The organism is Streptococcus parasanguinis (assembly GCF_001578955.1).
Lineage (GTDB): Bacteria > Bacillota > Bacilli > Lactobacillales > Streptococcaceae > Streptococcus > Streptococcus parasanguinis_U.
On the sequence record NZ_KQ969694.1, the window covers coordinates 28,979 to 35,727 of the forward strand.

Annotated in this window: 5 protein-coding genes and 2 pseudogenes; all 7 read left to right on the forward strand. The window is 42.2% G+C overall.

The window, feature by feature from the left end; translation table 11 throughout:
* Nucleotides 1-881 (forward strand): transcription termination factor NusA (gene nusA, locus SPADD19_RS10370; RefSeq protein WP_241496580.1); only part of this gene is annotated, 881 nt, incomplete at its 5' end.
* 14 nt (nt 882-895) lie between these two features.
* On the forward strand, nt 896-1,192 hold the full coding sequence (rnpM, locus tag SPADD19_RS10375; protein ID WP_003010401.1) for an RNase P modulator RnpM: 297 nt from the start codon (nt 896-898) through the stop codon (nt 1,190-1,192).
* On the forward strand, nt 1,185-1,484 hold the full coding sequence (locus tag SPADD19_RS10380) for a YlxQ-related RNA-binding protein (protein ID WP_003018481.1): 300 nt from the start codon (nt 1,185-1,187) through the stop codon (nt 1,482-1,484). Before rnpM ends, SPADD19_RS10380 begins: the two co-directional genes overlap by 8 nt.
* 16 nt (nt 1,485-1,500) lie before the next feature.
* Nucleotides 1,501-2,115: pseudogene (locus tag SPADD19_RS13185) on the forward strand (translation initiation factor IF-2 N-terminal domain-containing protein); the annotation flags it as partial.
* Between the two features lie 111 nt (nt 2,116-2,226).
* Nucleotides 2,227-4,215, forward strand: a pseudogene (infB, locus tag SPADD19_RS10385) (translation initiation factor IF-2); the annotation flags it as partial.
* Between the two features lie 73 nt (nt 4,216-4,288).
* Nucleotides 4,289-4,639 (forward strand): 30S ribosome-binding factor RbfA, encoded by a 351-nt coding sequence (gene rbfA / locus SPADD19_RS10390; RefSeq protein WP_009732309.1) that lies wholly within the window; start codon nt 4,289-4,291, stop codon nt 4,637-4,639.
* 331 nt (nt 4,640-4,970) lie between these two features.
* Nucleotides 4,971-6,602: a Na/Pi cotransporter family protein gene (locus tag SPADD19_RS10395; RefSeq protein ID WP_061455944.1), complete on the forward strand. Its 1,632-nt coding sequence runs from the start codon at nt 4,971-4,973 to the stop codon at nt 6,600-6,602.
* The last annotated feature ends 147 nt before the right edge of the window (nt 6,603-6,749 follow it).

Genomic DNA, 6,749 nt, shown 5'->3' on the forward strand with positions numbered 1-6,749 from the left:
AGTTGGGGGACAAGATCAAGTTTGAAGAAGCGCCAGCTGAATTTGGTCGTGTAGCAGCTCAATCTGCCAAACAAACGATCATGGAAAAAATGCGTAAGCAAACGCGCACCATCACCTATAACACTTATAAAGAACATGAAAATGAAATCATGAGTGGAACGGTGGAGCGCTTTGACAATCGTTTTATCTATGTCAATCTTGGCTCAATCGAAGCACAATTGTCTAAGCAAGACCAGATTCCAGGAGAAGTGTTCCAATCTCATGATCGAATTGAAGTATTTGTCTACAAGGTAGAAGATAATCCACGTGGTGTCAATGTCTTTGTTAGCCGGAGCCACCCTGAAATGATCAAACGTTTGATGGAACAAGAAATTCCTGAAGTATATGATGGAACTGTTGAGATTATGAGTGTCGCGCGCGAAGCTGGAGATCGTACAAAAGTTGCGGTTCGTAGCCATAATCCAAACGTAGACGCGATTGGGACGATCGTTGGTCGTGGTGGATCGAACATTAAAAAGATTACCAGCAAATTCCACCCAGCTCGATACGATCAAAAATTAGACCGTATGGTTCCGACGGAAGAAAACATCGATGTCATCGAATGGGTTCCAGATCCAGCTGAATTCATCTATAATGCGATCGCTCCTGCAGAAGTGGACCAAGTTATTTTTGATGATGAAGATAGCAAACATGCTCTCGTTGTGGTTCCAGATAATAAACTATCTCTTGCCATCGGTCGTCGTGGTCAAAACGTTCGTTTGGCGGCTCATTTGACTGGTTACCGCATCGATATCAAATCTGCCAGTGAGTTCGAAGAAATGGAAGCAGCTCAAGAAACTTTTGAAGACCAGGTAGAAAGTGACGAAGAGCAAGTCGATTAAGAGAGGGAGGGAAAATGGTAAAAACAAGAAAAATCCCTTTAAGAAAATCTGTCGTTTCAAATGAAATTATTGATAAGCGCGATTTGCTCCGCATTGTCAAAAATAAAGAAGGACAAGTCTTTATCGATCCAACTGGCAAAGCCAATGGTCGAGGTGCTTACATCAAGTTAGACAATGAAGAAGCGGCACTTGCTAAGAAAAAGAAAGTTTTTAATCGTAGCTTTAATATGGAAGTGGAAGAAGCTTTCTATGATGAATTGATCGCTTATGTAGATCATAAGGTGAAGAGAAGAGAGTTAGGCCTTGAATAAGCAAAAGATAAGTAATTTGTTGGGCTTGGCGCAAAGAGCAGGAAAACTCATTTCTGGAGAAGAACTTGTGATCAAAGCAATCCAGGAAGAAAAAGCAAAATTAGTTTTTCTGGCAAATGATGCAGCTAGTAACCTGACAAAAAAGGTGACAGATAAGGGTCACTTTTATGAGGTTCAAGTATCTACCGTGTTTTCAACACTAGAATTAAGCACTGCAATTGGACGTGCCCGTAAGGTCGTCGCTGTTGTAGATGCTGGATTTTCAAAGAAAATGAGGTCTCTTATGGAATAGAAGAGGAGGACAGCAATTGTCTAAGAAAAGATTATACGAAATTGCCAAAGAATTGGGTAAGGAAAGTAAGGAAGTCGTCACTCGTGCGAAAGAATTAGGTTTTGACGTCAAGAGTCATGCATCTAGTGTCGATACTGATGTTGCTGAAAAGTTGATCAAGAGCTTTTCAGCAAAAAAAGAAACAGTCGAAAAGAAAGTAGCAGAAGTGGTTGCCAAGACAACGGCTGTCGCAGAGAAAAAAGAAGCAGCGCCCGTAAAAAAAGAAGGGACAACTGAGACAAAATCAGTAACACCAGCTGCTAAACCAAAGAGTCGTAACTTTAAAGCGGAACGAGAAGCGCGCGCAAAAGAGCAGGCAGAACGTAGAAAACAACAAGACAATCGTCCAAAACGTGATCGCAAGGACAATCAGCGTCATGGTGACAACCGAAATCAACGACCACAAGATCGAAATGAACACCGAAATCAAGGTTTTGATCGTCGCAATAACAAACCAGATCAAAGACGTAGTGCTCAAACCCAAGTGGCACCAAAAATTGATTTCAAAGCGCGTGCAGCAGCATTGAAAGCAGAACAAAATGCTGAGTATGCGCGTGGAAGTGAAGATCGCTACAAACAACAAGCTGCAAAAGCAGAACAAGAACGTCAACAGCGCCGGAAACGGGTAGAAGTACCTGAAGTGAAAACACCTGTACAGGAGCCGACTGTTGAAAGCCATACGAAGCCAGCTGTTGTAGCTACTCCAGCTCAAGTAGATACACGCCGTAAGAAACAAGCGCGACCAGATAAGAAACGCGATGATTTTGATCGTGAGGAAGATGGTCCAAGAAAACAACAAAGGAATCGAAGTAGTCAAAATCAAGTGAGAAATCAAAAAAATAGTAACTGGAATAACAATAAAAAGAATAAAAAGGGAAAGAACAACCGCACAGAAGCTCCAAAACCAGTAACAGAGCGTAAATTCCATGAATTACCAAGTGAATTTGAGTATACGGATGGAATGACGGTTGCAGAAATCGCAAAACGTATCAAGAGAGAGCCAGCTGAAATCGTCAAGAAGCTCTTCATGATGGGAGTTATGGCAACTCAAAATCAATCGCTGGATGGGGATACCATTGAACTTTTGATGGTCGATTATGGAATTGAAGCCAAGAAAAAGGTAGAAGTGGATAATGCCGATATTGAACGTTTCTTCGTGGAAGATGGTTATCTCAACGAAGATGAGTTAGTGGAACGTCCACCAGTTGTAACTATCATGGGACACGTTGACCATGGTAAAACAACCCTTTTGGATACCCTTCGTAATTCTCGTGTGGCGACAGGTGAAGCAGGTGGGATCACCCAGCACATCGGTGCCTACCAAATCGTTGAAAATGGCAAGAAGATTACCTTCTTGGATACACCTGGACACGCGGCCTTCACCTCTATGCGGGCACGTGGTGCATCTGTTACCGATATTACCATCTTGGTCGTAGCGGCAGATGACGGGGTTATGCCTCAGACTATTGAAGCCATCAACCACTCAAAAGCAGCCAATGTTCCAATCATTGTTGCTATTAACAAGATTGATAAACCAGGTGCCAACCCAGAACGTGTCATCGGTGAATTGGCAGAGCATGGGGTTATGTCAACTGCTTGGGGTGGCGATTCTGAGTTTGTAGAAATCTCAGCCAAGTTCAACCAAAATATCGACGAACTCTTGGAAACGGTCCTTCTTGTGGCTGAAATCCAAGAACTCAAGGCAGATCCAACTGTTCGTGCCATCGGTACTGTTATCGAAGCGCGCTTGGATAAAGGAAAAGGTGCGGTGGCAACCCTTCTGGTTCAACAAGGTACCTTGAATGTCCAAGACCCAATCGTTGTCGGAAATACCTTTGGACGTGTCCGTGCCATGACCAATGACCTTGGACGTCGTGTGAAGGTGGCAGGACCATCTACTCCGGTTTCTATCACTGGTTTGAACGAAGCGCCAATGGCGGGTGACCACTTCGCGGTTTATGAAGATGAAAAATCAGCGCGTGCAGCGGGTGAAGAACGTGCCAAACGTGCTCTTATGAAACAACGTCAAGCAACCAACCGCGTCAGCCTTGAAAATCTCTTTGATACCTTGAAGGCTGGGGAAGTGAAATCTGTTAATGTCATCATTAAAGCCGATGTACAAGGTTCGGTTGAAGCCCTTGCTGCTTCCCTTCAAAAGATTGAAGTAGAAGGTGTGAAAGTGACCATCGTTCACTCAGCGGTTGGTGCTATTAACGAATCAGACGTGACCCTTGCAGAAGCTTCAAATGCCTTCATCATCGGATTTAACGTCCGTCCTACTCCACAAGCACGTCAACAAGCTGAAGCTGACGAGGTGGAAATCCGTCTTCACTCAATCATCTACAAAGTGATTGAAGAAATGGAAGATGCGATGAAGGGAATGTTGGATCCTGAATTTGAAGAGAAGGTTATCGGGGAAGCGGTTATTCGTGAAACCTTTAAAGTCTCTAAAGTGGGTACCATCGGTGGATTTATGGTCCTCAGTGGTAAGGTCACTCGTGATTCCAAGGTTCGTGTCATTCGTGACGGTGTCGTGATCTATGACGGTGCTTTAGCAAGCTTGAAACACTTCAAAGATGATGTCAAAGAAGTGACAAATGGTCGTGAAGGTGGATTGATGATTGAAGGCTACAATGATATCAAGACAGATGATACCATCGAAGCCTACATCATGGAAGAAATTAAAAAATAAGAGGCTGACTAGGAAAAAAGAGGACTTTTCTCTGATTTCCTAGTTTTTAAACACAAAGCAGAAAGGAGTTCCTATGGCAAGTCATTTTCGGACAGATCGAGTAGGGATGGAAATCAAGCGCGAAGTCAACGAAATTTTGCAAAAGAAAGTTCGTGATCCGCGTGTTCAAGGCGTGACCATCACGGATGTTCAAATGCTAGGCGATTTGTCTATGGCAAAGGTCTATTATTCGATTATGAGTGACCTGGCTTCTGACAATCAAAAAGCTCAAACAGGGCTTGAAAAAGCAACAGGAACCATCAAACGTGAATTAGGTCGGAATTTAAAATTGTACAAAATTCCGGATCTCACTTTTGTGAAAGATGAATCCATCGAGTATGGAAATAAAATTGATGCCATGTTGCGCAATTTGAATAAAGACTAGAGGGGTTGGGACAAAAGTCCTAGCCTCTTAATTGTTTTTGGATTGTCGAGCAAGACGCAGTGGTTGAGTGGGCTCTACTACGCTGATTTCATCAGCTTTTACAGTCCTACTCAACTGTGCAGAGGTGGGACGACGAAATCGAATTCTAACGAATGACCGATTTCTGTCCTACTCTCTCTTTTTTTGTCTCTCCATACAGAAAAATAGAGCCAAAAGGAAAAACGGTTTCAAAAAATTGTAGAAATTTACAGAAATCTCTTGTGTGATTGGAAATTATCCTTTACAATAGGAGAGGAGTTTTATTTCTGATCTCAAATTTGGAGGAATGAACATGTCGATTAACTGGCAGGAAATTGTATTTAACTTTTTGGGAGGCCTGGGTCTCTTTCTCTATAGTATTAAAACCATGGGAGAAGGCTTGCAACAGGCTGCAGGAGATCGACTTCGATACTATATTGATAAATATACGAGTAATCCCTTTTTAGGGGTTCTAGTAGGGATTGGGATGACTGCCTTGATTCAGTCAAGTTCAGGTGTTACAGTGATTACGGTCGGTCTGGTGAGTGCAGGACTTCTAACTCTCCGCCAAGCAATTGGTATTGTTATGGGAGCCAATATTGGAACGACTATTACCTCCTTTATCATTGGTTTTAAATTAGGAGACTACGCTCTTCCCATGCTCTTTATCGGAGCGGTTTGTCTCTTCTTTACCAAAAATCGTTTGGTTAATAATGTCGGACGAATCGTTTTTGGTGTCGGTGGTATCTTCTTTGCCCTCAACTTGATGAGTGGGGCTATGGAACCTCTTAAAGATTTGCAAGTCTTTCGTGATTATATGGTGCAGTTAAGTAAAAGTCCTATCTTAGGTGTCTTTGTCGGATCAGGATTAACACTTTTGATTCAGGCCTCTTCTGCAACCATTGGTATCTTGCAAAATCTCTATGCTAGTCATTTGATTGACCTGAAAGGGGCCCTCCCAGTTCTCTTTGGTGATAATATCGGAACGACCATTACAGCTATCATTGCTTCCTTGGGAGCGAATATTACGGCCAAACGTGTGGCAGGTGCCCATGTAGCCTTTAATGTTATCGGAACCATTATCTGTCTTGTCTTCCTTGTTCCGTTTACATCTTTGATTCAATGGTTTGAAACGACTCTTCATTTGTCTCCAGAAATGACCATAGCCTTTGCTCACGGAACCTTTAATATAACCAATACCATCATCCAGTTCCCATTCATTGGAGCTTTGGCATACTTTGTAACCAAACTGATTCCTGGTGAGGATGAGGTGGTCAAATATGAACCGCTCTATTTGGATGAAAACTTGATCACTCAAGCCCCTTCGATTGCTCTAGGAAATGCGAAAAAAGAGTTGCTTCATTTAGGTGGATATGCAGACAAAGCTTTTAATCTCTCTTATGATTATATTGTTCATCAAAATGAAAAAACAGCTGAAAAGGGACACAAGACAGAAGAAGCCATCAATACCATTGATGATGATTTGACTCGCTACTTGATTCGTTTGTCGAGTGAAGCCTTGAGTCCGAGAGAAAGTGAAGTTCTCACCAATATCTTAGATTCTTCACGGGATTTGGAGCGGATTGGAGATCACGCGGAAGCCTTGATTAATCTAACCGATTATTTAATTCGTAAGAAAGTGGTCTTTTCAGAAGCGGCCTTGGTTGAATTGGAAGATATTTACAACCAAACCCATCAATTTGTAGAGGATGCCTTAAAAGCTGTTGAGAACAACGATGTGAGTCTTGCAAATCAACTGGTAGCACGTCACGAGGCAATTGAAAAATTGGAGAAAAGACTTCGGAAAACCCATATTCGTCGTTTGAACCAAGGTGAATGTACGCCACAAGCCGGAGTGAACTTTATTGATATCATTTCTCACTATACACGTGTTGCAGACCATGCCATGAATCTCGCTGAAAAAGTACAAATCGAGCAAATTTAATGAACGTTAAACAGAGTAAGTAGGAAGCTTACTCTGTTTTTTGTTGGATTCTATTCAAAAATAGGTCTAGACCATTTACAAATAGAAGTGAAAGCGTTATAATATGTATGAATATAAATGGAACACAGTTCCTACAATGGAAAGGAC